This window comes from Psychrobacter sp. AOP22-C1-C5, assembly GCF_052378885.1.
GTDB lineage: Bacteria > Pseudomonadota > Gammaproteobacteria > Pseudomonadales > Moraxellaceae > Psychrobacter.
In genome coordinates this window covers 55,789-78,834 of sequence record NZ_JBQSYC010000002.1, presented here as the reverse complement: position 1 = coordinate 78,834, position 23,046 = coordinate 55,789, and the positions used below count along the sequence as shown (strand labels likewise).

The window sequence follows — 23,046 nt, the reverse complement described above, 5'->3', positions numbered from 1 at the left end:
AATCTGACTAATAGATTTATTCATTTTATTGGAATTTTTAGCAGGAAATTCTTTTTATAGGCTACCAATTACGCTAAATTAATGATTCAACATTTGGGATGTGAATAAGAAAAACAATGTTTACCTCATTACTAAAGTTGACACCCATCAACACAATAATTCGTCTGTAAGGATAAGTAGAATGAAAATTGAAATACGTCATGCTGAGCCAGAAGATGCAGAAGCGTTGCAAGCCATTCATGCCGATGAGGCCTTATATGCCGATACTTTGCAGTTGCCTATGCCGTCCAAGACCCTGTGGCGCAAACGGCTGGCGGATATCCCTGACAATATGCATTTCTTAGTGGCTGAAATTGAGGGTGAATTGGTTGGGTGTCTAGGGCTTGAGACCATGGTATCAAAGCGTCGACGCCATGTAGCAAGCTTTGGGGTCAGTGTAAAAACCGCGTCACAAGGCAAGGGTGTGGGCCGAGCGCTGATAACCGCAGCGCTGGATTTAGCCGATAATTGGCTGGCTACGAGACGTATTGAGATTACTACTTATACCGACAACATCGGCGCCATTGGTTTATATGAAAGCTTGGGCTTTATCATAGAAGGGGAGATGGTGGATTACGCTTATCGCAACGGCGAGTATGTCAATGCCTATCAAATGGCAAGAATTCGAAAAGCTAAACATGGATGATGATAATAAACTTCTCCGTCTCCGCCAAATTCAAAAAACCCCCTAATTAATTACTAATTAGGGGGTTTTTTTATGCGTCTATTTTTAATATTAATACTACTTGCTTTTGACCGCGCCAGTTTTTTATAGTGCTTGTATTTACTAGCCACTTTTTTGAGAGCGTCTAAATGAATGCTTTTAATAGTATTGGCATTTTTAATAATCTCGTTTATTTAACAAGCGACTGAGCAAATTCAATAGTTTGACCGTCTTCTAATACCAGTATGCCTTCATTGATCTCAATGGTCATGTCTTTGGTATTTTTTATCGCGCGCATGACATTAATGTCTTCGATACTACTTTCAATGATGATTTTGCCAGATTGCTCTGGTTCGATAGGTGGTTCAAACTGTATCAATGGGACATTGAAGTTTTTGCCTTGCTTTAAATTGACATCTTGCATTGTCAGCGTACCCTTAAAGCTCTGAATGGCGACCTCGCCGTGATTTGAGAGCATAAATTGCAACTTCACTTGGTTTAGACTGTCGCTGTCACTGCTCTTAACAGGGAGAAGGGCAACAGGATAATGTGCGGCAGTTGCAGTAGGCTGGCTGGTAGTAATGGGGCTTTTCTTGCCCGTTGGGTTATTTGGGTGCAAGCGTTCGTATTCGCGTTGCTGTATCAGAGCTTTTTCAATAGTCGTACGCGGCATAGCGCCTGACTCATAGGCATCACTAAGCTTCATTCGTAGCATATACCTGCTCAGCAATTGCTGATCAGATTCAGGCAGTTGCTCCAAAGTTGAGCCCAGCTTTTTTTGCCATTGGTCAGAGTCAGTCGGTATGGTCTGTTTGGTTGGATCTGTCTGCGGCGGAGAGCAAGCAGGTGCAATGGCTACCATTCCTAAAGTAACTGTTAATAATAGCGCTTTGTTTGAAAACTGATATAAATTCATTATCGTACACCTCTTAGTAAACGCTCATCAATAGTGACGACTATTTCCTTAATATACCTCGTTTGACAGGGTGTTGTGTTTAATTATGGCTAAATACTGTAGTAAAGTTAACATAAAAAAATAAGCATACGTACGTCTTGATAACGCTGCATTCGTGATACATCAGCTAAACTATGATCATAAGTAGACAGTAGACTGTACTATCACTTAATAAAAGCAAAAAAAGACCAGATCCTCATCAGAGCATCTGGTCTTTTTTATGAAATCTATGAGCAGTCACTCTCACGCAGCCCAACAATAACAACTTCTGTCAGTACTTTTAATCGTTGTCTTGCAGCTCAGATAATGGATGAGTCGTATTATTATTATGCGTCACAATAATTGCTTCATCAATGATATGTTGACTTACGCCGCGTTTACGCAAAGTTTCGATAAAAACCTCATCATGCGCCAGCGTATAATCCTGATGGTCACGATCAAGACCTTGACGAATATACAGACGAATTAGTCCTTGAATGCGCTTAAACCCCAACTCTTCTGAAGTTGATTCTAATAGTTCGATCATCTCTTCAGACAGGCGAATACTGACCGGGCGCATGATTTTTTGCGGATGGTCAGAAAATTTATTTTTTACACGTACAGGTATCATAATAAACCATTACTTTTAGTGAGTAGGAGTGAAACGCTCAAATAACAACGAATCCAATCAAAACTAAGCTTACCATACAACAAATATATCTAAAAGAACACCACGGCCACGCTAATATTATCGTTGTAGAATATAAGTGTCAGAAAAGTAGAAGCCAGTCATCAAGCATAAAAGTCGCAACAATAAAAAAACCTTCATCAAAATAGTGATGAAGGTTTTTAGTATATGGCTCTCCAACCTGGGCTCGAACCAGGGACACACGGATTAACAGTCCGTTGCTCTACCAACTGAGCTATTGGAGAATAAGTTGTCATAACAGCAAGTACTTTAAGCGTTGTACAAGAAGCTTTAAATAAGGATAGCTACTTGGCTTGTTTGCGTTATGTGGGGCACATTTTAGCCAAGTAGCTAGGGGCTGTCAACCTTATTACGCCATTAATTTTTAATATTGTTGAAATATATCAAAACTGAACCTGTCTCTCTTACTCAGTGCTTAATTTTATAAAGAGAATTGTTTAAAATTTTTATTCGTTTATTTAGCTAATCAAAGCAGTTGTTGCGCGCATTATTTATTCAAATTTGCCCTTTCAAAGAATTGCTTATTACAGTCGGATATCGACTTATTAAGCTGTATTCGATTGGCGATATGGGTTATCTTTTTGAATAATAAGCCAATCCTTACACCCATTAAAATAAAATTCTTAAATCTTCCCTTCACATTGCTACAATATTTCTATAAAATACCGACCGTGTGGTTTCTTTCACATAAATTATTAACCTATGTTCTATTTGAGATAAGTCACATGAATATGAACCCTATCATTATTGCTTATGGCTATCTTGCCATGGCCATTATTTGTGAAGTGATGGCCACTACTTTTTTAGTAAAGTCAGAGCAGTTCACGCGTTTGGTGCCGACGCTGATCATGGGTGTGCTTTATGCCATCTCGTTTTATCTGTTGACACAAACGCTCAAAACCATACCACTTGGTATTGCTTACGCGCTGTGGGGTGGGCTGGGAATTATACTGACTTCGCTCATTGGCATCGTGTTGTTTAAGCAAAGCCTTGATACGGCAGCTGTGGTGGGTATCACTATGATCGTTAGTGGAGTGGTGGTAATGAATTTATTTTCTAATGTTGTGGGGCATTGAGATGGAAGTAGAAAATGCTTATAAGCGTAAGAAGCAGCCAGAACTGGTGCGTCGTGCGCTATTAGATCAAGCCGCGCGGATAACGTTAGAGCAAGGGTTGTCTAAAGTCACGTTTCAAGCGGTCGCTGATGCGGTCGGGGTAACAAAAGGCGGCGTAATGCATCACTTTACTACCAAAAACGCGCTGGTTCTTGAAGTGTTTAATGATGCGATGGCCAAGTTCGAGGCAGAAGTAGATACGGCTATGGCCAAAGACCCTGTACCTTATGGTTCTTTCACACGCGCCTATATAGATGCCACCATCAGTTTGGGCGAAAAAGGGCAAGCAGAGTTTGACAATCAAGCGACCTTGTATGTGTTGATGCTAGGTGACAGTGAGCTGCGTGAGTTGTGGGCACAGTGGGCAAATGAGCAATTGAAGAAGCATGAGGCAACTGATAATACCGAAACATTATGTATGGTGCGTCTGGTTGCGGATGGCATTTGGCTCTCTGATTTTTCAGGCATCAATATATCGGACAAGACGTCATTACGCGAGCGTTTGATAAAAATGACACAGTCTGACTTAGATCAACCTGAATTCTGATTAATCCGAATTCTAGTTAATATGAACGTTGGTTAATAGCTAAATGAACAGTTAGTAAGTTAAGAAAGCACGTAAATTTTATTTTAATACTTAAACAATGGCGAATAATTTGGTTTGAGCACTTTTAAAAGTGGCTGCCCATCGTCAAAAGGAGAACCCATGACAGATTCAAAAAATTTAACAGAGATCATCGATTTAGGACAAGTACAAACGGCTTATATCAACGGTCGTTATCTGGCGGTTGATGAATCGTTGTCTACTTTTGACGATATCAATCCAGCGACTGGTGAAGTATTGACAACCATTCAACAAACGACCAATGAGCAGATCAATGAGGCAGTAGAAGCTGCCAAGCAAGGGCAAAAAATCTGGGCGGCGATGATGCCAGTTGAGCGTAGCCGAATTTTGTTAAACGCCGTTGACATACTGCGCGCGCGCAACGATGTACTGGCATTGCTCGAAACGAAAGATACTGGTAAAGCCTACTCTGAGACGAAATATGTGGATATCGTCACAGGTGCTGACGTTGTTGAATATTATGCAGGCCTTGCGCCAACGATAGAAGGCCGTCAGATTCCGTTGCGTGACAGTAGTTTTGTCTATACCCGTCGTGAGCCTCTGGGCGTAGTCGCAGGTATCGGCGCATGGAATTATCCTATTCAGATCGCTATGTGGAAAGCAGCGCCAGCACTAGCCGCTGGTAACGCGATGATTTTTAAGCCATCAGAAGTCACGCCTTTAACGGCGCTCAAACTGGCAGAAATCTTTACAGAAGCGGGATTGCCAAATGGTGTCTTTAACGTCGTGCAGGGTAACTATGAAGTGGGCGAGTCGCTGACTCAGCATCCTGATATCGCCAAAGTATCGTTCACAGGTGGCGTACCGACGGGCAAAAAAGTGATGTCGAGTGCAGCATCATCGTCTCTCAAAGACGTGACCTTGGAGCTTGGCGGTAAGTCGCCACTGATCATATTTGATGATGCTGATATTGATACCGCGGCTGATATTGCCATGATGGCGAACTTTTATAGTAGTGGTCAGGTCTGTACCAATGGCACGCGCGTATTTGTCCCTAAAGCCTTGCAAGCTAAATTTGAGCAAGCCATTTTGACACGTGTCGAGCGTATTAAGTTGGGCGATCCGATGGATGAAAGCATCAACATGGGGCCATTGGTAAGCTTCCCGCATATGAAAAGAGTGCTGGATTATATTGAACAAGGCAAAGCCAGTGGCGCACGCCTGCTAGTTGGTGGCGAGCGCGTCACAACCCCATCGCTTGCAAATGGCGCGTTTGTCGCACCGACGGTGTTTACTGATTGCAGCGATGAGATGAGTATCGTGCGTGAGGAAATCTTTGGTCCTGTCATGTCGATATTGACGTATGAGACTGAAGAAGAAGTGATTCGCCGTGCCAATGATACCGATTATGGTTTGGCAGCAGGCGTTGTAACCGCTGATTTAACCCGAGCGCATCGCGTCATTGCTCAAATCGAAGCGGGTATCTGCTGGTTAAATACGTGGGGCGAGTCTCCAGCGCAAATGCCAGTTGGTGGCTATAAGCACTCAGGTATTGGTCGCGAAAACGGCATTGAAGCCCTTGAGCACTACACTCAGACCAAGTCCATTCAAGTAGAGTTGGGCGCGTTTGAATCTGTATTTTAATAATTTATAGGTTAACAACCCATATTTTGACAACTTATATTTTAATAATTATTGAAAAATTTTCATCAGTTAGGGTGTTTGAAGCTTGTTTTATTAGGACTTATGTGTCCTTTTTATGCCACATGACTGATATTAAATGAATTATTTTTCAATACTGAGCTTTTTAAGATTACGGAGCAGTTTATGACATCAAGTACTCCTGAGTACGACTACATCATTGTCGGCGCAGGTTCAGCAGGAAATGTGCTGGCCACGCGTCTGACCGAAGATGCCAATATTAAGGTATTGCTGTTAGAAGCAGGTCGTCCTGATTATCGTTTGGACTTTCGCACGCAGATGCCAGCGGCACTCGCCATGCCTTTACAAGGAACCACTTACAATTGGGGTTATAAAACCGACCCTGAGCCTTATATGAATAACAGAGTCATGGACTGCGGTCGCGGCAAAGGACTTGGCGGCTCATCGCTGATTAACGGTATGTGTTATATCCGTGGTAATGCGTTGGATTTTGATGACTGGGCGAAACTAGACGGTTTATCGGATTGGACGTATTTGGATTGCCTGCCGTATTTTAAAAAGTCAGAAAACCGCGATATTGGCGAGAATGACTATCATGGCGCGGGTGGTCCAGTTGAAATGACCACGTCAAAGCCAGGGGTCAATCCGTTGTTTCAAGCCATGATTGAAGCTGGCGTGCAAGCTGGGTTTCCGGCTACTGACGACTTAAACGGTTATCAGCAAGAAGGGTTTGGTCCGATGGATCGCTTTGTCACGCCTAATGGTCGCCGTGCTTCGACCGCTCGAGGCTATCTCGATCGTGCCAAGCCCCGTAGCAATATCACGATTTTGACTGGGGCGCTTACCGATGTAATTTTGTTTGATGGTAAGCGCGCTATCGGGGTCAAAGTCGAGCATCAAGGTCAGACTAAAAACTTTTATGCGGCTCGTGAAGTCGTTGTTTCATCTGGTGCAATTGCCTCACCGCAACTACTGCAACGTTCAGGCATTGGCCCTGGTCAATGGCTCAAAGAATTGGGTGTCCCTGAAGTACTAGATTTGCCGGGCGTGGGCAATAACTTGCAGGATCATTTGGAACTGTACATGCAGTATGAATGTAAGCTGCCGGTCTCCATTGCGCCTGCCAATAAGTGGTGGAATAAACCTGCCATTGGGGCTGAGTGGTTATTCAATGGTACAGGACTTGGCGCGTCAAATCAGTTTGAGGGTGGCGGCTTTATCCGTACCGATGAGAAGTTTACCCATCCCAATATCCAGTATCATTTCTTACCACTTGCCGTTCGGTATGATGGTCGAAGTGCCAGCGATTCGCACAGCTTTCAAGCGCATGTTGGCTCATTGCGTTCGCCCAGTCGTGGCCGTGTCAAGCTGATGTCAAAAGATCCAAGCGCCCATCCGAGCATTTTATTTAATTACATGTCTCACGATCAAGACTGGCAAGAGTTCCGTGCTGCCATGCGTATCACTCGTGAGATTATGCATCAGCCAGCACTTGACCCTTACCGCGGTCGTGCCCTCTCGCCAAGTGAAGATTTGGTGACCGATCAGCAGCTAGATGACTATGTGCGCGAACATGGTGAGACCGCTTACCATCCTTCTTGTACGTGTGCGATGGGTGAAAGTAATGATGCGGTGGTGAATGGTGAAGGACTGGTGCATGGTATTGAAGGTTTGCGTGTCGTCGATGCATCCATTATGCCCAATATCATCAGTGGTAACCTCAACGCGACCACCATCATGTTGGCAGAAAAAATCGTCGATAAGATGCGAGGCGTGCAGCTACCACGCTCGACGGCAGACTATTATGTTGCCAATGGTGCACCATTGAGAGCTGAGCCTATGCGTCATTATAATTCTACGGCGCGTGCTACTGTATAAGAGGCGGGACAAATAACTATATATAAGACAATTCCACAAAAAAGACCTTTCTCAGTAAAGGCCTTTTTCATCAATACTGACATAGTAGAGTGATGAATACCGTTACGGTTAAATCTGTTTGTCATTCTATTTACTTTTTACTTGTTGATATTGCTTTGTCTCTCCGATCCTCATGACGGACAAAGCAATGTCAGATAGTGTTTCACTTATCTATTGAGGTCTTTTATGTACAGTTCGCCATCACAAGATGCGACGAAACCCCTGAGCTTAAATAAAACCGTATTTTTAGGCTCAGCTATTATTTCTATTTTATTAATAGTCTGGACGATTGCTTTTCCAGATTATAGTGAGTCTTTGCTCAGCTCAGGCATGGCGATGGTATCAGCGAGTTTTGGTTGGTATTACATGCTGGTGGTTGCTGCTTATAGTATTTTTGCCTTATTTGTTGGTTTTTCTAAATATGGTGACATCAAACTTGGTCAAGACCATGAAAAAGCCCAGTTTCCCTTTTTAGCATGGGCAGCCATGCTGTTTTCGGCGGGTATCGGTATTGATTTGCTGTTCTTTGGTGCGTCTGAGCCGTTGATGCATTATCTGACACCGCATACAGGACTTGAGCCTGCCAGTGCAGAAGCCATGCGCCAAGCACTGTCACAGACCTTTTTACATTGGGGACTGCATGGTTGGGGTATTTATGCTCTAATCGGTATGGCGTTGGCTTACTTTGCTTACCGTAAAAACATGCCACTGGCACTACGCTCGCCGTTGACCCCAATATTTGGTGAACGTTTAATCAAAGGCTGGCTAGGTGATGGCATTGATACTTTTGGCGTTGTATGTACGCTGATGGGTATTGCGACCAGTTTAGGTATTGGTGTGTTACAGGCTAATGCGGGACTGACGCACGTCTTTGGTATTGAATCTAGCAAGACGGTTCAGACCCTTATTATTATTGGGGTTGTAGCCGCCGCTGCTATCTCTGCAATGACAGGTGTTGAAAGGGGCGTACGCCGTTTATCTGAATTTAATATGTTGGCATCGATATTGCTATTGCTGGCGATATTGGTCATGGGTAACACAGTCTACTTATTGAATACTTTTACTCAAAACATTGGTCAATATTTTCAAACAATCGTTGCAAAAACTTTTGACGTTTATGCCTATGATGGCGCTGCTGGCGCGGATTGGAAATCGGCATGGACGATATTCTTTTGGGCGTGGTGGGTTGCTTGGGCACCGTTTGTGGGCTTGTTTATTGCCCGTATCAGCCGTGGTCGTACCCTGCGTGAATTCGTGTTTGGTGTGATGTTTATTCCGCTCGGCTTTATCTTTGCATGGTTTTCAATCTTTGGTAATTCGGCGATAGATTTGGTCGCCAATGGTGCGACCGAGCTTGGTGAAATCGCGGTAAATGATGCTGCAATGGGTATGTTTGCCTTGTTTGAGTATTTCCCGTATAGCAATGTATTGTCATTTGCTGGCGTTATCATCGGTTTGGTGTTTTTCGTGACCTCAGCGGATTCAGGGGCTTTAGTATTGGCAAACCTGAGCTCAAGAGGGATGACCAATGACACCGATGCGCCAGTCTGGTTGCGTTTGTTTTGGGCAGCGGCAACAGGGTTTATCACTCTAGGCTTGTTGTTCGCTGGTGGCTTTGCATCGTTACAGTCCGTGTCTGTGATTGCAGGCTTGCCGTTTTCTCTTATCCTCGTGCTCTATATGATGTCGATGTGGAAATCACTGAAGGAAGAAGGCAACAAACGCAAAGCCAGTACGATTGGGACGGCCAATGTGCTGGACAGTGGTAAGAATTGGAAAGCGCGCTTGCAACGTATTGTGAGTTTCCCTAGCCATTCGCAGGTTGAAAGATTTTTGCAAAACGTGGTTATGCCAGCGATGACTGAAGTCGAAAAGGAATTCAAAGCAGGCGGTCTCAAAACCTCTTTGGACGTCCATAATCTGGCTAGTATTGGTAAGGACATAGATGCAGGTATGAACCAAGACAGCGGTCAGATTGATGGTTTAAAACTGCGCGTTGGTCATGGTGATGAAGATGACTTTATTTATGAGGTCAATCTGATAAAAGCTGAGCGACCTAACTTTACGTTAAACACGTCAACCAAAAATGCAGAATTTTATTATCGTGCTGAGGTGTTCTTAAGTGAGGGCTCGCAAGAGTATGATTTGGTTGGTTACACCAAAGAGCAAGTACTGGTCGATATCTTGAACCAATACGAGCGCCATTTGCAATATCTGCATTTAGAACGTTAATGAGCACATTACTACGCTATTAACATGAATGTGGTGGATCTTTAGCAAAAGCATTGATGAGAAATAACCCCATAAGCTGAACGCAGCTTATGGGGTTTTTTATGAAGAACACAATAAATTTATATAGGGTAAAATACACATCGTTAGTTCAAAATAAAAGTATGATGTAAAAAACAATTTGCTGGTATAAACTTTTTTGCTTGCTGTGCCGTTACAGAAAGAGGCTTCAAAAAATCCATCCCAGCGACACTGCTTTCTTTTTAAATTAAATTTACCATAAAGATAAAACGAATAAGCCAAAGCACCGATAAAGGATACATTCGTGACCACATTAAAGTACATTGCTCATTACTCTGAGCAAATCCAGACTCAAGCCGCACAGCTCATCAGCGATGGCAGGCTGGGAGAGTATCTGGAAAAAAAGTATCCCAATCAGCACCAAGTGCAAAGTGATAAGGCGCTTTATCATCACATAAATGATATAAAAAACCAGTACATGCGCAAAATCGGCCCGCTATCGAATGTCAGTTACAGCAGCAAACTAAAAGTTCTTAAACATGCGCTAGGTATTCATACCACGCAATCTCGAGTACAAGGCAGTAAGCTCAAATCGCATAATAGCATCACGGTGGCCAGCTTATTTAAAGAAGCCCCGCCGGAATTTTTACGAATGATTGTCGTGCATGAGCTCGCACATTTTAAAGAGCATGAGCACAACAAAGCCTTTTATCAATTGTGCTGCCATATGGAACCTGATTACCATCAGTTTGAGTTAGACACACGCTTGTGGTTACACTGGCGAGAGCTATAGTTGTGTACAATTAAACCAATTTTATCGATCTTTTAAAAAGCCCATTACTATAACCAAGCATGCTAAGCTTGCATGTATTAATACCTTTATTGACAAGTAATGACGTAATAAAACACGTTTCGTCACCACACCAAAAACAGAGAAAAAAATGATCAATACTAAAATATACAAAGCCATTTATAAGTTAGCTGAAGAATTACTAGAAGCAGACCGCAAAGGCAACCAAGCGGCATTTAACGCGTTTTATGCTGAACTCAAAGCCCTATGTATCGACAACGAAAACACCGATAAAGACCATCCCGAACAGTGGGAAACGCTTGCTGACTTTACTGAAGATTTGGATGAGGCGTTGGTTATTTATGACAAAGCGCTGGCAAAAGCCACTGCCATGAATTCAAAAGATCATATGTCATCGATTGCTTTTTCGATGGCGGTTTTACAAATTGAAATGGGTGAAAAGGACGCTGCTATCAAAAATCTACAGAACGCCAAAATCAGTGCCAATAAGATTGAAGATAAAGAGTTTAAAGTTGAGATAGACGAGCTGCTTGCGACGTTATTGGCTGAATAACTTCAAATCAAAAAAGTCGCTATGTTATCTAAACCATGTAATCAAATAGGGTAGCGAATGAATGATGCTTCAAAGCCACGAATACTTCCCAACAAGAATGCTTGGCTCATTCCTTTCGTTTGTCTGTTGGTTGGCGGCGCATTAATAGGCATCTCAACCAATTTGGCAAAATACGCTGGTGAAATAGGTCTCACGCCCCTTGCTTTTTTATTTTGGTCAATCACTGGCGCGACTATTATCTTACTGCTCGTTGCCATCATCAGAAAAGAGCTGCCCCCCTTAAATACACGTAGTTTTGAGTATTATTTTGTCGCAGCACTGGTCAGTGTCGCAGGTTCCAACTTACTGCTGTTTTCCGCTATTCCGCATGTCGGTGCAGGTTTTGTCGCGCTCATTATCTCGCTGCCACCACTGCTTACTTATCTTGGCGCACTCACGCTGCGAATGGAGAGGTTCAACATCATCCGCGCTTTTGGCGTCGCAGCGGCACTTACTGGAGCTGGAGTACTAGCAGCACGTAAGTTTGCCGCGCCAGATGCTAGTGTTTTTTGGATTTTAATCGCACTTTGTGGCCCTGTTCTGCTGGCCATTGGTAATATCTATCGCACATTACGCTGGCCAGATAAAGCCTCTCCGAGTGCGCTTGCTCCCGGTATGTTAATTGCGGCTGCGTTGCTGTTACTTGGATTTAGCGTGTTGCCTAATTTTTCAATTACCGTGCCGCTTGGAGAATGGTTGCCGCTAGGTTTGATTATCATACAAGCAGGCGTGTTCGCTGCTCAGTTTTTACTGTTGTTTGTCCTACAGAAGACAGGCGGTCCTGTTTTATTAAGCTTACTTGGCTCAGTGGGCGCGGTCGTTGGTGTTCCTGTCGCTATTTTTTTACAAGGCGAGAGTCCACCAGCAGGTTTGTTTTTGGGGGCTTCATTGATAGCACTTGGTGTGGCTTTGGTGACATGGGGCGGGGTAAAAATGACGGCACAAAAGGATTAAAAACAGTTAAAAAACAATGTGTCAGCTTATATTATTCATAAAGATTCTATAATATTTTGATGGTTCTTGCCCTAATCTATAGACAATTATAGGCTCTAGACAATTAATAATTGGTTACGATTATCTAGAAACATTTTTTGTGAATAGAGATAAAAAGGAGTATAAATAGCGGGTTATTTCCATTACGGACTAAGGCTATGAATGCAGCCACGCGTTATCGATTGTTAAATAATTTTATGATTTTCATTAGTATTATTGGCGTCGCAGTTGCTTTACTAGATAGCGGTTTTACATTACCAACGTGGTTACAGCAAGTTTTTCATATCTTTTATTTAGCCATTATCTTTTTAGGCTTTATCCTGACAGCAGGTCGCTATATCTACACCAAAAAACCGCTCACCTTAAACAAGGTAGCGGTTTTTGATTTACTGACCAGCATCGCGATTGTCATTTTGTTGGTAGCACATTTTACGGACTTGGTGCGCTCAGGGCTGTCTGGACCCGTCGATGGTTTCGTTGCCATAAAGATCGCTGTATTTGTGACCTTTATCCGTGAAATTTCTGACCACGATTTTAATCTCAATCGTACCTTTTTAAACCCTGCACAGTTTTTTATCCTAAGCTTCTTATCTGTGGTCTTGGTTGGTGCTTTACTGCTGATGATGCCCAATGCCACCACACAGCCATTGTCTTTTATTGATGCGCTTTTTACGGCGACAAGTGCGGTTTGTGTGACTGGTCTCATCGTGGTAGATACTGCGACCTATTTCACGACATTTGGGCAGGTGATTATCATGGGGCTGATACAAATCGGCGGCTTGGGCATTCTGACATTTGTGACTTATTTTAGTTACTTTTTTAAGGGGGGTGTCAGTTACGAGACGCAAGCCAGCATCAGTGAGATGTCCTACATGAGCGGTATGCGCGATGTGGTATCGACCCTCAAATCTATCTTATATGTGACATTTGCCGTCGAGGCAGTAGCAGCCGCACTCATTTATGTCAGTATTTATGATATTGCCAATATGGATTGGTCTGAGCAGCTGTTTTTTTCGGTTTTTCACGCGATCTCTGCGTTCTGTAATGCTGGGTTTTCGACATTTAGCGCAGGATTGTATGATGATTCGCTACGTTTTAATTACCCGTTACAGCTGATTATTGCCGTCACGTTCATCTTTGGCGGTATGGGTTTTACCATTGTGGTCAATGTGCTGCGCTACTTGCGCTATCGTCTTGAGCGGCTCATATATCGTAAGGATCAACGCTACGCCTATCAGCCTTGGTTGCTTAATATCAACAGCCGTATTACTTTGATTACGACAGGTGCGTTATTGCTGAGTGGCTTCATCGGCGTGATGATCTTTGAATACAACAATGTGCTCGCTGAACATACCAGTTTTTTTGGTAAGCTTGTGACAGGGTTTTTCACAGCTGCCACGCCGCGAACGGCTGGCTTTAACAACATCGATATGGGTACGCTCGCGTTTCCGACGATTATGTTAACGATATTTTTGATGTGGATTGGGGCGTCGCCAAACTCGACAGGTGGTGGTATTAAAACCAGCACCTTTGCTATTGCGCTATTAAATACCTTGAGTTTGGCTCGTGGGCAGACCAAGGTGGAAGTGTTCAAACGACAGATCGCTGATATCTCGATACGTCGCGCGTTTTCTATTATGTGGCTGTCATTGCTCGTTATTGGTACGGGTGTGACGCTCATCAGTTACGACCAGCCAGAGCTTGATTTGATCAAAGTGGTCTTTGAGTGCTTTTCGGCTTATAGCACGGTGGGACTCAGTTTGAATTTGACAACAGAGCTATCAGACTTTAGCAAAATTGTGGTTTCAGTCATTATGTTCGTTGGTCGCGTGAGTATGCTAACCATCTTTATCGCCCTACTCAAAAACAGACGTCCGCGCAATTATCACTATCCGACAGAAGAGATTACGATCAACTAATTTAACGCTGCTAGAATAAATTAAATTGTTGCAGTCTCTGTCTGTATAGGCGCAGCTGGCAAAAGATTAACAAAAACTAAAAAAGGCAATAGGTCATGAAGTACATTATCGTAGGACTAGGGAATTTTGGTTCATCGCTCGGCATGGCGCTGACTCGTCAAGGTCACGAAGTGATTGCTATTGATAGCAGTATGCAAAAGGTTGAGGCTTATAAAGAAGTCATCTCTCATACTATTTGTATGGATGCGACGGATGAGTATACAGTCAGTGGTTTACCGATTGCCGATACCGACATCGTCATCGTGGCGATTGGGGAAGATCAAGGCGAAAACGTCATGGCGACGGCGCTGTTCAAAACTCTAAAAGCCAAGCGTTTGATTAGCCGCAGTATCAACCCATTACATCAAAAAGTGCTGCAAGCCATCGGTGTCGATGACCTTATTCATCCTGAAAATGAGGCTGCCAAGCGCTGGGCGAAAAGGCTGTCGCTACGTTACTTTGTAGACTCGTTTGAGCTGAGCGATCACTTTAGTATTGTAGAGATCAGTATTCCAAGCGCTTTGATTGGTCGAACGGTGGATGAATTACAGTTAGAGTATAAGTTTAACATTCGATTGCTTAGTACCATGCGCTATGAGTATTATGAAGACAGCTTTGGTCGTACTCAAAGTAGGCCAAGCATTCAAGGATTGGCGGTTCCTGAGCAACTATTGAAAGAAAAAGACATACTGATTATTTATGGTGCTAACAAGCATATCAATCAGTTCTTGCGTAGTGTTGGTGTCAAAATTAACTGACGGTTTGCACTATAGTAGGTTTACTCTAAAACTGATACAGTGAGTGCTGCTGCTATAAATTTTTTGAAGCCTTTGGAGTGATGAAGTCTCTGGAGTCAAAACATTTATATCAGTAGCAACGGCTATCAACGTATCGATTTTATTTTATAGTGACTGTCGCATTGCTCTAAGAAAACAGAGGCAAAATATATGAATAAGCGCTATATCTCCGTCTTATTGATCGCTATGATGACACTATTATCAGGGTGTAGTCCATCTGCACAAGACCCAAACGTTGTATTGTCTGAGGATCATCAAGATCCGATTCAAGAGTTAGAAGTAACGGCAGACGTCGATCACAGCCAACTTGGCTACAAGCAGACTTTTTATGTGCCGATTTACTCAGATATTTATACAGATAAAGACAATAGCAAAGTCTTATTGTCAGCGACGCTCAGTGTACGCAACACTACTCTAAAAAAATCGCTTTATGTGAATAAAATTGATTACTATGATACTGGTGGGACGTTGGTCAAATCCTATTTAACCAAACCCATAGAGCTTCCTGCCATGGCAACGCTTAACTATATCGTTGAAAAAGAAGAGGATAAAGGCGGGTCGGGGGCTAATTTTATCATCGAAGTTGAAGGCATAGATGAGAGAGTCAAACCAGTGATTGAAGCGGTTATGATTGGTAACTTTAGCAACAAAGGGTTTGCGTTTAGCACAGAGGGTACGCCCGTTGTGCATTGATAGATATCGCAGTCGTACTGTATCGCTTTTAAAGTAAAGTGACTATAAAAGGATACACCTTAACAAGGATCGTTTAGAAAGGAGGCTGTGTGTCTGCAACCAAAGAAGAAATCGTCGCTTTTATGGCAGTAGAGTTTCCACAAACCAAATGCGTGATTGAAGCAGTAGATGAGACTGGGGCAACTTTATCGCACGATATCGGGATAAATGAGCTGCGCCCGGGCGGCACTGTCTCAGGACCTGTACTGATGAGCATTGCCGATGTCGCCATCTATGTGGCGATACTTGGTAAAATTGGTATCGTGCCATTGACCGTCACGACAAGTCTTACGATTAATTTTTTGCGCAAACCTTCAGCGGAAGCCCGTATCATGGCTGAGTGTACTTTAATGAAAGTAGGACGCACCCTTATAGTCGGTGAAGTCTCTCTTTATTCAGAAGGTTCTAGCGATTTAGTGGCGCATGTGGTGGGCACGTATTCTGTACCGCCCAAGCCTATTTGAAAGATATAAAGTGCGACCTTTACGCCATGCACCTTCAAATATTCCATCAAAAGTATTCTATTAAAAGTTACTTACCTCAAATAGGACAAATACGTCTCGTATGCAAACATCGATATTGTTAACTGAATCTTCAAATATTCGTCCAATAGCAAATGATAATAACGCTGATATAAATAAAGTCAGTAAAGAAGCAGCTGCTTTTAACAACTTGCCCGCCAATATCCAAACTGCCCTAAAACAAAAAAAGCGCATCGTATTTATCGCAAACAATCCTTCTATCAGTACTGAGCAACTCGAAGAGCTACTACGGCCAGATGATGTTTTGGTATTGTTTAATGATTTTATACATGCAGATTTTTTTGCCAATCATACCTTGATAAGCACGCTACCTAAGCTCCTGTTTTTTCGTCAAATTGGCGATAGCAAACTGCATTTTGGCTTACCACCTAGAAGCAACAATGTGTCGGTCATGAAGCGAATGGCGAAGGCTGCGCCGTTAGGTTTATTACTTAGCAATCGCTCGTATCAATTTCCTACTCCAGAGGACGACCCAAGTCCTCACGATGATCCCATCACGGCTGAGCGAATACTGACCATTCCACCCGCAATAGAATCATTGTTGCAAAGTGAGAGGTATCATAGTGTCTTATCAGAGCATCATCCAGTCGTTGACGATTATCCATCTTTTAAAGACATTCATTCATCAGCGCCTTCATCTGGGTTTTTATTGTATCGGTTACTGCTTGCAGCACGAGCGCATTTACAAGACATTCAAAAAGCAGAGTTACCACTACAGCTATTGATGCTTGGTTTTAATGACAACGATAAGACAGCTCACTTTTGGCAAGGGCACAATTGGGAATTTGAACGTCAAGAAATGAGTTCACCGCCACCAGAAGTAGAGGTTATTCGTCAATATTAAGTATGAATAGTAGACGACCTAAAACCATTCACTCAACTGGACCATTTTACCTAAACAGTTAGCATTCAACTTTTAAACATAAGGTGCGTCGGGACAATGCGCTTGCTCTGTTTCGTCAGGGGTGGGCTGCCGTATCGAAACAATTGGCGTGGATTGCTCAGCCTGCCAATGGATCAGTCCCATATCTGCAAATGGTAAAAGCCATCCTGACATCGGCCAGCACTGCCATTTGCGATAGAAGCGGTTGGCATTGATGACAATGCTGTCTAAATGATTAAGCGGCGGTCGATAAACACTGTGTTGCTGATGATAAACGACATCGGCGGTAAGGTAAAAATCAATGTTCAACTGACGTGCCGTAAATGCAAAATCAGTGTCTTCTGCACCATACCCTGTGTATTGAGTGTCAAACCCGCCAATTTTATCAAACTGCTCGCGTGTAATAGCAAAGCACAAACTCCAAAAAGCCCCGTAATCTTCTGTCTTTTTAGTCGCTGTCTGCTTCACCGCTGCCTGACTTGTGATTGCAGGATTCGACTCAGCATCATCAAAATTATCACGATAAGGGTTATAAACAGACAGCTGGTTTAAACAGGTAGGCGTGAGCGTGCCACTTTGTAAGTCCACGCTTTCTGTCTCTGACAAAGGTCGCGTCAGATAACGCGGTTGTCCCATCAAGAGAGCTTTGGACTGCTTTTGCAGTTTTGCGCTTAATCGCTCAATGAACGTCGGCGCAACGATGCAATCCACGTCCAAAAATATGAGCACATCATGTGTGGCGTGTGCGGCGCCAAGGTTACGATTGTGACCAATATCAAATGCTGTTTTAGTCGATGTATCAGATAAGTTATTGGCTGATACATTAGCGGTCGTGGCAATTTGAACAATATTTAGATCAAAATCTGCTAGACGTGCTGGGTCGGCATCGTCATTCACAATGATGACTTCTTCAGGTTTGATACTGCCATGCATCAGGCTACTTAATAGATTATAAAGGTGACGATTGCGTCCGTAGCAAGTCGTGATAACCGTTACTGGAATATGCTCTGAGGTAGAAGAAGTTTGTATTGCTGGTTTTGTGGTCATCGGTCATTACCGTTATTTTTATAGTTTGAAATTAAACATCAGGTTTTAGCGCAAGCTTTGGCAGCAGCCATTCATTGAACCAAGACTTGGTTGTTGAGTAGTTGGTTGTGCTATCCATAAATGCTTGGGCAGCAGACATATCATTAGTCGATTTTTGCTGCGGCACCAATGATTTGTCAGGATTAGCAAGAATGTCTTCAGCACTTATTGAACGTTTAAACTGCTCCCAGCTTAACGCTCGTCCTTGTGCGACCAACGCTTGTGCCATCATTTCTTGCTCTTGATGCGGACGGTCATCCGGCAGAACCACCAGTGGCGTTGCATAATAATAGACCTGCGCTACAGCATTAAGACCGCATGCCATCAGCAGATAGTTACTGTGTTCTATAAATGGCGTTACGTTGTTTACGTGAGTAGCAATATCTACATAACTGCGCATGGTATCGTCTATTGGTCCAAGCGAGACGATAAAGGCATGGGGTAGCAAACGACGCAGTTCAGGCAGTTTTGCATCAATGGCTTCATGCCCGCCGTAGCCTTTAATCACGGTGACAATCTGTGCGGACGTAGACAGAGCGGCAAGCGCTTTATCGTCATCAGTCAACGTCATGAGCATTTTGACAAAATCTTCATGGCTGGATGTGTCGTTTTTGGCCGGATTGATAAAATCAAGATATAGCGTCTTTTGTGATACCCAGTTCGATGTCATAGCAGCTTCGAGTACTTGAGGATAAGGGGCGAGTAGAGCAAGTGCACCAGCAAAGGCTTCAAGGTGCGGCGTGTCATCACGAAGACCAGGAAGCCTTACATAGAGATAAGGCACACTTGCAGCTCGGCACAGCATAGCCACTTCAACACTCACGTCTATAATCATCAAGTCAATATGGCGCTGATAGATCGTATCTAATATTTGATGACTGCGTTTTTGAATATCGGTATTACCGACAGGAGAGTAATGTAGACTGGCGGGTTGCCAATGAGCACCTGCACGTCCCTTTAGTACATCATCTGTACGCTCATCTTCCGCATGGAGACGGACGACTTGTTGCTCATCGATATTAGCAAAGATATAAGCCTCGGGTGTTAAACTGGTAAATACCGTCAATTGCTGTCTATACTCAAGTGGTAATAGAGCGGCAAGCTTGTCTATCTGCCGACAATGCCCCGAGCCGTGATGATGCGCGTAACAACCAATACGCATTATCTTTCTCCAGAGCTTAAGGCGATGGTTTCATTGTCTGAGTCAACCAAATCTGAGCCAGCCCAAGGCTTTCCTCTACCATTTAAGTTATTAAAAGTGCTCAAGGTTTGATGAGCGTCTTTTTGATGGTTTAAGCGTTGCTGCTGTCTGTTATCGACCGCTGCTTCATATAATGCTATGTATCCTTCTACCATCGTTGCTACAGAACAAAACGCCAAAGCACGTTTGCGGCATGCTTGACGCGATATATTTTTAATCTTAGCAAATGCTTGTATAAACGCCGCTTTGTCTTCTTTGGGTACGATAACACCGGTATCTGGTGTGACGATTTCGGCACTGGCGCCCACATTGAATCCAATGACGGGCGTACCACAAGCCAAGCTCTCAGCCAATATCAATCCGTATGGCTCGTCCCATGTGCTGGTAAATAGCATGGCAGTCGCTTGGCACAAGTATTGGTTAATCTCATCCTTTGTGACATGGCCGACATAATCGAACAGCGGTGGGTCATTACTGCTACGATCTTTAGCCAATAATGGCGCCACTTGTTCATTAAAGTAACCTTCATTACTTTTGGGCCCTGCAATGATCAGCTTCTTGCCCGCTTCCATACAGTACTGCATCGCTAAATGCGCTCCTTTTTCAGGGCAGATACGTCCGTACCAAAAGTACACCTCATCACTGTTGTTAACTGTGCGCGTATCAAAAGCGCGATCAAAATCAGTTGTGGACTCAATATTGGCCATAAAAGATTCTACATCGATACCGTTATACACCACATGTGAAGGTACGAACTCCGAAAACAGTCGCTGCTGGTGCTGACTAATCGCAGTAAATTGAGTTTTTGTCCCATGGCGCAACGTCAGAAGAGCCAAGCGTAATTGAGGGAAGATAGGCGTGTGAAACGTAGTAAAAAATCGTGAGCCAAATACTTGACCCGTCATCATCGGAATATGATGCAGACTATGATTGTGAACGACATCAATCTCACCGCGCTCGTCACGCTCGATAATGTCGCGTAATGCGCTTTGATAGACCAAATACTGATACATCTCCTCACGGCTCATCCCTAATGAATCGTGCTCATTCTCATAGACCGTTGCATCAAACTCAGCCCGTGTTAAGAACGGTAGTAACGTCGCTTGTGTTTGACTGTCTTCATGTGCATAAAGTAGAACGTCATGACCTTGCGCCACGAGCTCATCACATAGTAGCTGGGTAATCATCTCAAGCCCGCCCGCGTAGGGCTGGGCAATCGGATATAAACAATGAGCGATGATTGCTATGCGTAATGGGCGCAAAGGTTTATTTGAAAGAGAAGTATGTCGGGTATTATTATGGTCAACAGCGTCTGAAAAAGAAGTAGGGGTAGCTAAGGACATACAAACCTCAAAGTAAAAATAGCAACTGGTTTAAATCAAATGACTAAACCATGGTAATAGGTAATAACGGTAAAAGTCTGACAGAGAGCTGGCATGACGGTTTTTGAAGGCGAATAGGTTTTAATAATTAATCGTTTTTTTGTCTTTAAATACCGCCGTCATGTCAGGCACTTTTATGGGTTTGACTTGTTTATAAATGGTCGTAATAGCAGGCCTAGATTTGGTGCTGATGCTGGGTACTTCTTGCTCAGTAGCAACAAAATTGTCCATCGCGACTTTTGCTGCGCCCAATTTTAATAGGCAAACCGCCATTGCAAAGCCAAACAATACTGGCGAATAAAACGGAGAAAAAGGGGCTACCATAATAGCTGTCACTATGTTCAGTAGTAACAGAAGTTTCGGTAAAGCCGCAACATTTGCTAGCCATACAGAACGACTCGTTTGAATATATTCCTGCTTTGGCGTACATATAAATGGCTTTTCACGGCCCCAAAGCACGGGTAGCCACGACAATGCACCAAGCTCCCAAAAGTTGATATGCATCAACCATGCTCGTAGTTTTGCCTCGACACTTGGCTGATGGTTTTTCTCGATTTGCTTATTAAGCGGTGTCTGATCTTGAAAATACGCCCACAACCGTCTAACCAAAAATATCGTATAACTTGCATATACCGCATACAAAGGCGTGAGTAACGACACATCAAAGTTGGTATTCAAAAGCGCAACACCAATCACCAATAATGAGCAGATCTGGAGAAAGATAAAAAATCCTGTGAAATTGATCCATGCACTGAGCTGCGAGACATGAGCGCGTACGTCAGTTAAACGCGCGACTAAGGGCTTTTTACTTTTAGAGCTTGGCGTTTGAAAAACTTTAGAGCTTGGCGTTTGAAAAAATCGTGGTATGGATACATAGTCGTTTAGCACTTGCATGTTGCCGTAGATCCAGCGTCGACGTTGAGACATCAAGTCGTTCAGGGTATTGGGTAATAGACCGGTGGCAATGACTTGCGGTACGAATGCACTACGAAGACCACTGTGATGCATCAGAACGCCCATCTGTGCATCCTCAGTAATGGAAGCGCCTGACCAGCCGCCTAAGCTTAGCAAGTCAGAGCGACGAATCACCGCATAGGTGCCTGTCGATAACGCATGGTCTCGGTTAAACGGACGATATAAATGATGATTAAAATAATGATTTAATTCACTACGTGCGTCTAGTTGTCCTGTATTGCGATAAAACTGAGGGAACTGGAGTAGGGCATGGTCAGGATGGCGTTGAATTGCATCAGCAATGGCTGCTCTAGCATGTGGCAAGGCTTGATAATCACTATCGACGACAATGAGATGGGTGCACTTTGGATTCATCAACCCTAAAGCTAAATTTAATGCGCCTGCTTTAAACCCTTCTACTGCGTCAATATGATAAAAATGCACCTGACGCTCAATGTCCAAACTGGCACAAAACGCCGCTAATGGCTGGTACATAGATGTTTCAGTATTATTGTTATCGATAATGATAATTTCGTCTTGAGGTGCTTTTATGGCTAGTAAGGATTGTATGGTAGCAATAACCAATGCTGGCGGTTCTGCACGTGTCATTAGTTGAAAGCTCAAAGCAGTAGTCGTGCCAGCTTGTGTATGGTTTTCTTTTTTTGTTATAACTCGCCCTATAGGAGACTCAATCGTAGTTTCCAATATATTTTTATAAAATGTTGTGTTGTTGACCGCCATGTCTTGTCCCTATGTAACAGTCTATATGTACTATTTAATGAAAAATAATAACGAAAACGAAACGGGTATTTATTTATTTGATACTCAATAAATGCCCATTTAGTGCTGCCAACATCATAGCGTAGAGACTGACAGAAAGTTGGTGTCTAAGTGTTTAAGAATGCTGAATAATGTAAGACTGAGTAATTTTTGTAAAAAAAAGAATGACTTCCGAGAGTTTTGTTTTAATCGAATTGTTCAAATGCCACCAATATTAGGTACTCGGTAGGACTAAACGCTGAAACAGCTTTATACAAAAGCTTATAACGTTAAAAAGGCATTATCAGAAAATAGCGTATGTCTGAATAATGTCAGAGTAAAGAAACTGTATGGCGTTTTCATGACAAGGATTTTTTGTGACAAGGATTTAGAGACACCGCTACGTTTTTCAATATTAATCACCTAAATCACCGCATACCTGCTCTTAACCTACGCTTCTTTATCAATTGGTATGCTTTTTGTCATTACGTTGTCATAAGC

The 23,046-nt window shown here is 43.2% G+C and carries 20 protein-coding genes and 1 tRNA gene; 14 read left to right on the top strand and 7 right to left on the bottom strand.

All coding sequences use genetic code 11. The features are described 5' to 3' along the window. Window positions 1-181: 181 nt before the first annotated feature. Window positions 182-685, top strand: coding sequence for a GNAT family N-acetyltransferase (locus tag ACT3TH_RS02785; protein WP_444754333.1), 504 nt, complete (start codon window positions 182-184; stop codon window positions 683-685). Between the two features lie 208 nt (window positions 686-893). On the opposite strand, the gene ACT3TH_RS02780 is transcribed toward ACT3TH_RS02785, so the two are convergent. From ACT3TH_RS02780 to ACT3TH_RS02770, 3 genes are all read right to left on the bottom strand, one after another. Continuing rightward, window positions 894-1,619 (bottom strand): hypothetical protein, encoded by a 726-nt coding sequence (locus tag ACT3TH_RS02780; RefSeq protein WP_444754332.1) that lies wholly within the window; start codon window positions 1,617-1,619, stop codon window positions 894-896. Window positions 1,620-1,938: 319 nt separating this feature from the next. After that, a complete protein-coding gene (locus tag ACT3TH_RS02775) occupies window positions 1,939-2,268 on the bottom strand; it encodes a CopG family transcriptional regulator (RefSeq protein WP_444754331.1) in 330 nt (109 codons plus the stop codon). A gap of 226 nt (window positions 2,269-2,494) precedes the next feature. Further along, a tRNA-Asn gene (locus tag ACT3TH_RS02770) sits at window positions 2,495-2,570 on the bottom strand. 507 nt (window positions 2,571-3,077) lie between these two features. Between ACT3TH_RS02770 and ACT3TH_RS02765 the strand changes: the two genes are divergently transcribed. From ACT3TH_RS02765 to ACT3TH_RS02705, 13 genes are all read left to right on the top strand, one after another. Then, window positions 3,078-3,422: a DMT family transporter gene (locus ACT3TH_RS02765; RefSeq protein WP_444754700.1), complete on the top strand. Its 345-nt coding sequence runs from the start codon at window positions 3,078-3,080 to the stop codon at window positions 3,420-3,422. A gap of 1 nt (window position 3,423) precedes the next feature. Next, window positions 3,424-4,008, top strand: coding sequence for a TetR/AcrR family transcriptional regulator (locus ACT3TH_RS02760; RefSeq protein ID WP_444754330.1), 585 nt, complete (start codon window positions 3,424-3,426; stop codon window positions 4,006-4,008). Between the two features lie 159 nt (window positions 4,009-4,167). Then, window positions 4,168-5,670: a betaine-aldehyde dehydrogenase gene (betB, locus tag ACT3TH_RS02755; protein WP_444754329.1), complete on the top strand. Its 1,503-nt coding sequence runs from the start codon at window positions 4,168-4,170 to the stop codon at window positions 5,668-5,670. Window positions 5,671-5,853: 183 nt separating this feature from the next. Beyond that, window positions 5,854-7,566 (top strand): choline dehydrogenase, encoded by a 1,713-nt coding sequence (gene betA / locus ACT3TH_RS02750; RefSeq protein ID WP_444754328.1) that lies wholly within the window; start codon window positions 5,854-5,856, stop codon window positions 7,564-7,566. A 225-nt stretch (window positions 7,567-7,791) separates the two neighbouring features. Continuing rightward, entirely contained in the window at window positions 7,792-9,837 is a 2,046-nt protein-coding gene (gene betT / locus ACT3TH_RS02745; protein ID WP_444754327.1) for a choline BCCT transporter BetT, read from the top strand. A gap of 322 nt (window positions 9,838-10,159) precedes the next feature. Continuing rightward, complete coding sequence (locus ACT3TH_RS02740) at window positions 10,160-10,648, top strand: M48 metallopeptidase family protein (protein WP_444754326.1); 489 nt, start codon at window positions 10,160-10,162, stop codon at window positions 10,646-10,648. 148 nt (window positions 10,649-10,796) lie between these two features. After that, window positions 10,797-11,219: a tetratricopeptide repeat protein gene (locus ACT3TH_RS02735; RefSeq protein ID WP_444754325.1), complete on the top strand. Its 423-nt coding sequence runs from the start codon at window positions 10,797-10,799 to the stop codon at window positions 11,217-11,219. A 57-nt stretch (window positions 11,220-11,276) separates the two neighbouring features. After that, window positions 11,277-12,212 (top strand): DMT family transporter, encoded by a 936-nt coding sequence (locus ACT3TH_RS02730; RefSeq protein WP_444754324.1) that lies wholly within the window; start codon window positions 11,277-11,279, stop codon window positions 12,210-12,212. Window positions 12,213-12,409: 197 nt separating this feature from the next. After that, window positions 12,410-14,170 carry a TrkH family potassium uptake protein gene (locus tag ACT3TH_RS02725; protein ID WP_444754323.1) on the top strand — a complete coding sequence of 587 codons (1,761 nt, stop codon included), beginning with the start codon at window positions 12,410-12,412 and terminating at the stop codon, window positions 14,168-14,170. Between the two features lie 95 nt (window positions 14,171-14,265). Further along, complete coding sequence (locus ACT3TH_RS02720; protein ID WP_444754322.1) at window positions 14,266-14,967, top strand: NAD-binding protein; 702 nt, start codon at window positions 14,266-14,268, stop codon at window positions 14,965-14,967. A 189-nt stretch (window positions 14,968-15,156) separates the two neighbouring features. After that, complete coding sequence (locus ACT3TH_RS02715) at window positions 15,157-15,699, top strand: DUF3124 domain-containing protein (RefSeq protein ID WP_444754321.1); 543 nt, start codon at window positions 15,157-15,159, stop codon at window positions 15,697-15,699. Window positions 15,700-15,788: 89 nt separating this feature from the next. Further along, window positions 15,789-16,202 carry a PaaI family thioesterase gene (locus ACT3TH_RS02710; RefSeq protein ID WP_444754320.1) on the top strand — a complete coding sequence of 138 codons (414 nt, stop codon included), beginning with the start codon at window positions 15,789-15,791 and terminating at the stop codon, window positions 16,200-16,202. 100 nt (window positions 16,203-16,302) lie between these two features. Further along, window positions 16,303-17,124, top strand: a complete 822-nt coding sequence (locus ACT3TH_RS02705) for a hypothetical protein (protein WP_444754319.1) — start codon at window positions 16,303-16,305, stop codon at window positions 17,122-17,124. Between the two features lie 72 nt (window positions 17,125-17,196). Here the strand turns inward: ACT3TH_RS02705 and ACT3TH_RS02700 are convergent, their stop codons facing one another. From ACT3TH_RS02700 to ACT3TH_RS02685, 4 genes are all read right to left on the bottom strand, one after another. Then, entirely contained in the window at window positions 17,197-18,210 is a 1,014-nt protein-coding gene (locus ACT3TH_RS02700; RefSeq protein ID WP_444754318.1) for a glycosyltransferase family 2 protein, read from the bottom strand. A 31-nt stretch (window positions 18,211-18,241) separates the two neighbouring features. Beyond that, complete coding sequence (locus ACT3TH_RS02695; RefSeq protein ID WP_444754317.1) at window positions 18,242-19,411, bottom strand: hypothetical protein; 1,170 nt, start codon at window positions 19,409-19,411, stop codon at window positions 18,242-18,244. After that, complete coding sequence (locus tag ACT3TH_RS02690; RefSeq protein WP_444754316.1) at window positions 19,411-20,793, bottom strand: glycosyltransferase; 1,383 nt, start codon at window positions 20,791-20,793, stop codon at window positions 19,411-19,413. Before ACT3TH_RS02690 ends, ACT3TH_RS02695 begins: the two co-directional genes overlap by 1 nt. A gap of 120 nt (window positions 20,794-20,913) precedes the next feature. Then, window positions 20,914-22,527 (bottom strand): glycosyltransferase family 2 protein, encoded by a 1,614-nt coding sequence (locus ACT3TH_RS02685; RefSeq protein WP_444754315.1) that lies wholly within the window; start codon window positions 22,525-22,527, stop codon window positions 20,914-20,916. Window positions 22,528-23,046 lie beyond the last annotated feature (519 nt).

Coding starts and splice junctions, on each gene's coding strand:
- ACT3TH_RS02785 (WP_444754333.1), top strand. CDS start 182: ATGAAAATTGAAATACGTCATGCTGAGCCAGAAGATGCAGAAGCGTTG.
- ACT3TH_RS02780 (WP_444754332.1), bottom strand. CDS start 1,619: ATGAATTTATATCAGTTTTCAAACAAAGCGCTATTATTAACAGTTACT.
- ACT3TH_RS02775 (WP_444754331.1), bottom strand. CDS start 2,268: ATGATACCTGTACGTGTAAAAAATAAATTTTCTGACCATCCGCAAAAA.
- ACT3TH_RS02765 (WP_444754700.1), top strand. CDS start 3,078: ATGAACCCTATCATTATTGCTTATGGCTATCTTGCCATGGCCATTATT.
- ACT3TH_RS02760 (WP_444754330.1), top strand. CDS start 3,424: ATGGAAGTAGAAAATGCTTATAAGCGTAAGAAGCAGCCAGAACTGGTG.
- betB (WP_444754329.1), top strand. CDS start 4,168: ATGACAGATTCAAAAAATTTAACAGAGATCATCGATTTAGGACAAGTA.
- betA (WP_444754328.1), top strand. CDS start 5,854: ATGACATCAAGTACTCCTGAGTACGACTACATCATTGTCGGCGCAGGT.
- betT (WP_444754327.1), top strand. CDS start 7,792: ATGTACAGTTCGCCATCACAAGATGCGACGAAACCCCTGAGCTTAAAT.
- ACT3TH_RS02735 (WP_444754325.1), top strand. CDS start 10,797: ATGATCAATACTAAAATATACAAAGCCATTTATAAGTTAGCTGAAGAA.
- ACT3TH_RS02730 (WP_444754324.1), top strand. CDS start 11,277: ATGAATGATGCTTCAAAGCCACGAATACTTCCCAACAAGAATGCTTGG.
- ACT3TH_RS02725 (WP_444754323.1), top strand. CDS start 12,410: ATGAATGCAGCCACGCGTTATCGATTGTTAAATAATTTTATGATTTTC.
- ACT3TH_RS02720 (WP_444754322.1), top strand. CDS start 14,266: ATGAAGTACATTATCGTAGGACTAGGGAATTTTGGTTCATCGCTCGGC.
- ACT3TH_RS02715 (WP_444754321.1), top strand. CDS start 15,157: ATGAATAAGCGCTATATCTCCGTCTTATTGATCGCTATGATGACACTA.
- ACT3TH_RS02705 (WP_444754319.1), top strand. CDS start 16,303: ATGCAAACATCGATATTGTTAACTGAATCTTCAAATATTCGTCCAATA.
- ACT3TH_RS02700 (WP_444754318.1), bottom strand. CDS start 18,210: ATGACCACAAAACCAGCAATACAAACTTCTTCTACCTCAGAGCATATT.
- ACT3TH_RS02695 (WP_444754317.1), bottom strand. CDS start 19,411: ATGCGTATTGGTTGTTACGCGCATCATCACGGCTCGGGGCATTGTCGG.
- ACT3TH_RS02690 (WP_444754316.1), bottom strand. CDS start 20,793: ATGTCCTTAGCTACCCCTACTTCTTTTTCAGACGCTGTTGACCATAAT.
- ACT3TH_RS02685 (WP_444754315.1), bottom strand. CDS start 22,527: ATGGCGGTCAACAACACAACATTTTATAAAAATATATTGGAAACTACG.